Annotated in this window: 3 protein-coding genes; 2 read left to right on the top strand and 1 reads right to left on the bottom strand. The window is 66.1% G+C overall.

Annotation, left to right across the window (positions count from 1 at the left end):
- Positions 1–3: 3 nt before the first annotated feature.
- Complete coding sequence (locus tag VFL64_RS16405) at positions 4–420, top strand: ExbD/TolR family protein (protein ID WP_489541450.1); 417 nt, start codon at positions 4–6, stop codon at positions 418–420.
- 10 nt (positions 421–430) lie between these two features.
- Positions 431–1,654 carry a tetratricopeptide repeat protein gene (locus tag VFL64_RS16400; protein WP_489541449.1) on the top strand — a complete coding sequence of 408 codons (1,224 nt, stop codon included), beginning with the start codon at positions 431–433 and terminating at the stop codon, positions 1,652–1,654.
- A gap of 172 nt (positions 1,655–1,826) precedes the next feature.
- On the opposite strand, the gene VFL64_RS16395 is transcribed toward VFL64_RS16400, so the two are convergent.
- On the bottom strand, positions 1,827–2,324 hold a 498-nt coding region (locus VFL64_RS16395; RefSeq protein WP_489541448.1), incomplete at its 5' end, for an SDR family NAD(P)-dependent oxidoreductase.

Here is a 2,324-nt window from a genome sequence, read left to right as displayed (position 1 = left end):
CACATCCGCGCCGGCACCGAGGCCGATCCCGAACCGATCGCCGACATCAACACCACGCCGCTGGTGGACGTGCTGCTGGTGCTGCTGGTGATGTTGATCATCACCATCCCCATCCAGCTGCATTCGGTCAACCTCAACATGCCGACCGGCACCCCGCCGCCGCCCACCGCGCCGCCGGTGGTGGTGACCATCGACATCGACTTCGACGGCACGGTGTTCTGGAACGGCGAGGCTGTGCCCGACCGCGCCGCGTTGGAAGCACGTCTTGCCAACACGGCCGCGATGGCCGACCAACCGGAAGTGCACCTTCGGCCCAACAAGCTGGTGGAGTACAAGGAAGTCGCCATGGTGATGGCCAGCGCCCAGCGCCTGGGTGTGACCAAGCTTGGCATGGTCGGCAACGAGCAGTTCATCAAGTGACGCACAGGCCATGAAGAGACAAGCACTCCATCTGATCGTGGCCGCTTCGCTGCTCGTGGGCGCGGCAGGTATGCGTGCCCAGGAAGCCGTGCGCCCGGACGTCGGCAAGCCGCTGCAGGCGGCGCAGGAGCTGATCAAGGGGCAGAAGTTCAAGGAGGCGCTGGCCAAGGTGCGTGAGGCCGAGGCTGTGCCGAACAAGAACGCCAACGAGAGCTACCTGATCGAGCGCATGCGGATTGCCGCGGCTTCGGGCGCAGGAGAGGTCGACACGGCTGCCAAGTCGTACGAGACCTTGAAGGCGACTGGCAAGCTGCCGGCGGCTGAGCAGCTGCGCATGCTGGAGTCCCTGACCGGCAGCTACTACCGGGCCAAGGACTACGCCAAGGCTGTCACCTGGGGCAAGCGCTATCTGGCAGAGGGCGGCACCAACGGGCAGATCCGCACGCTGGTGATCCAGTCGCAGTACCTGAGCGGCGACTACGCCGGGGCCACCAAGGAACTGGTGGTCGAGGTGCAGGCCGACGAGAAGGCCGGCCGTGTGCCGGCCGAAGATCGCCTCAAGCTCTTGCTCAATGCAGCCCAGCGCGTGAACGACAACGCCAGCTACGTGCTGGCGATGGAACGCCTCGTGACGCACTACCCCAAGAAGGAGTATTGGGGTGACTTGCTGGCACGCGTGCAGCGCAAGCCCAACTTCAGTGACCGTCTGGTGCTCGACACCTACCGGCTGATGCTGGCGTCGAACAGCATGCGCAACGCCAACGACTACATGGAGATGGCGCAGCTCGCAGTGCAGGCCGGCCTGCCAGGTGAGGGCAAGCAAGTGGTCGAGAAGGGCTTTGCGGCCGGCGTGCTGGGGACTGGCACTCCGGCTGAGGCGGATCGCCATCGGCGCCTGAAGGATCTGGTGACCAAGCGCGCCGACGAAGCCAAGCAGGCCTTGGCAGCACGTCAGGCCGAGGCCTCAGCCGCCAAGATCGGCAACGATCTGGTGGATGTCGGCTTCGGTCAAGTCTTCCTGGGCGAGCCCAAGAAGGGCATTGCACTGATGGAGCAGGGCATTGCCAAGGGCGGGCTCAAGCGCGCCGACGACGCCAAGCTGCACCTGGGCATCGCCTGGCTGCTCGCCGGAGACAACGCGCGCGCCCAGTCGGTCTTCAAGACCGTCGGTGGTAACGACGGCACAGCCGATCTGGCCCGCCTGTGGTCGCTGGTGGCCCGCCAGAAGCCCTGACAAGAGCAAGCGCAGCGAGCGGCAGATCAAGCGATGCCCGCGGAACCGGCTCAGCCGGGCCGCCGGGCGGGCCTTGCAGACCGCGTCGGGCCGTAGGCCCGACTCTTTACCTGGCACGAACAGTCCACTGGACTGTTCGTATCCGGGCTCAGCCCCCCTGGGGGGGCCTTGACTACTTCGGTGCCAGGCGAATGGCGCCGTCCAGACGGATCACCTCGCCATTGAGCATGTCGTTGGTGATGATCTGGTGCACGAGCTTGGCGTAGTCGGCTGGTGTGCCCAGGCGGCTCGGGAAGGGTACGCCTGCGGCGAGTGCGTCTTGGACCTCCTGCGGCATCGAGAACAGCCTCGGCGTGCCGAAGATGCCCGGAGCAATCGTCATGTTGCGGATGCCGTTGCGCGCCAGGTCGCGCGCGATCGGCAGGGTCATGCCCACCACGCCGCCCTTCGAAGCCGAATAGGCCGCCTGGCCGATCTGGCCGTCGTAGGCGGCCACGCTGGCGGTGGAGATCAGCACGCCGCGCTCGCCCGTGGATTCGGGCTCGTTCTTCGACATGGCCTCCGCTGCCAGCCGGATCATGTTGAAGCTGCCGATCAAGTTGACCGTCACGACCTTGCTGAACAGGGCCAGCGGGTGGGCACCTTCCTTGCCGACGGTCTTCGCGGCAGG

The organism is Rhizobacter sp. (assembly GCF_035702065.1).
Lineage (GTDB): Bacteria > Pseudomonadota > Gammaproteobacteria > Burkholderiales > Burkholderiaceae_C > Rhizobacter.
The sequence above is the reverse complement of the archived record's forward strand: the minus strand, read 5'-3'. Positions and strand labels throughout refer to the sequence as shown.

Bases quoted from the DNA above. Each gene is read 5' to 3' on its own strand.
- VFL64_RS16400 (WP_489541449.1), top strand. From the start codon at position 431: ATGAAGAGACAAGCACTCCATCTGATCGTGGCCGCTTCGCTGCTCGTG.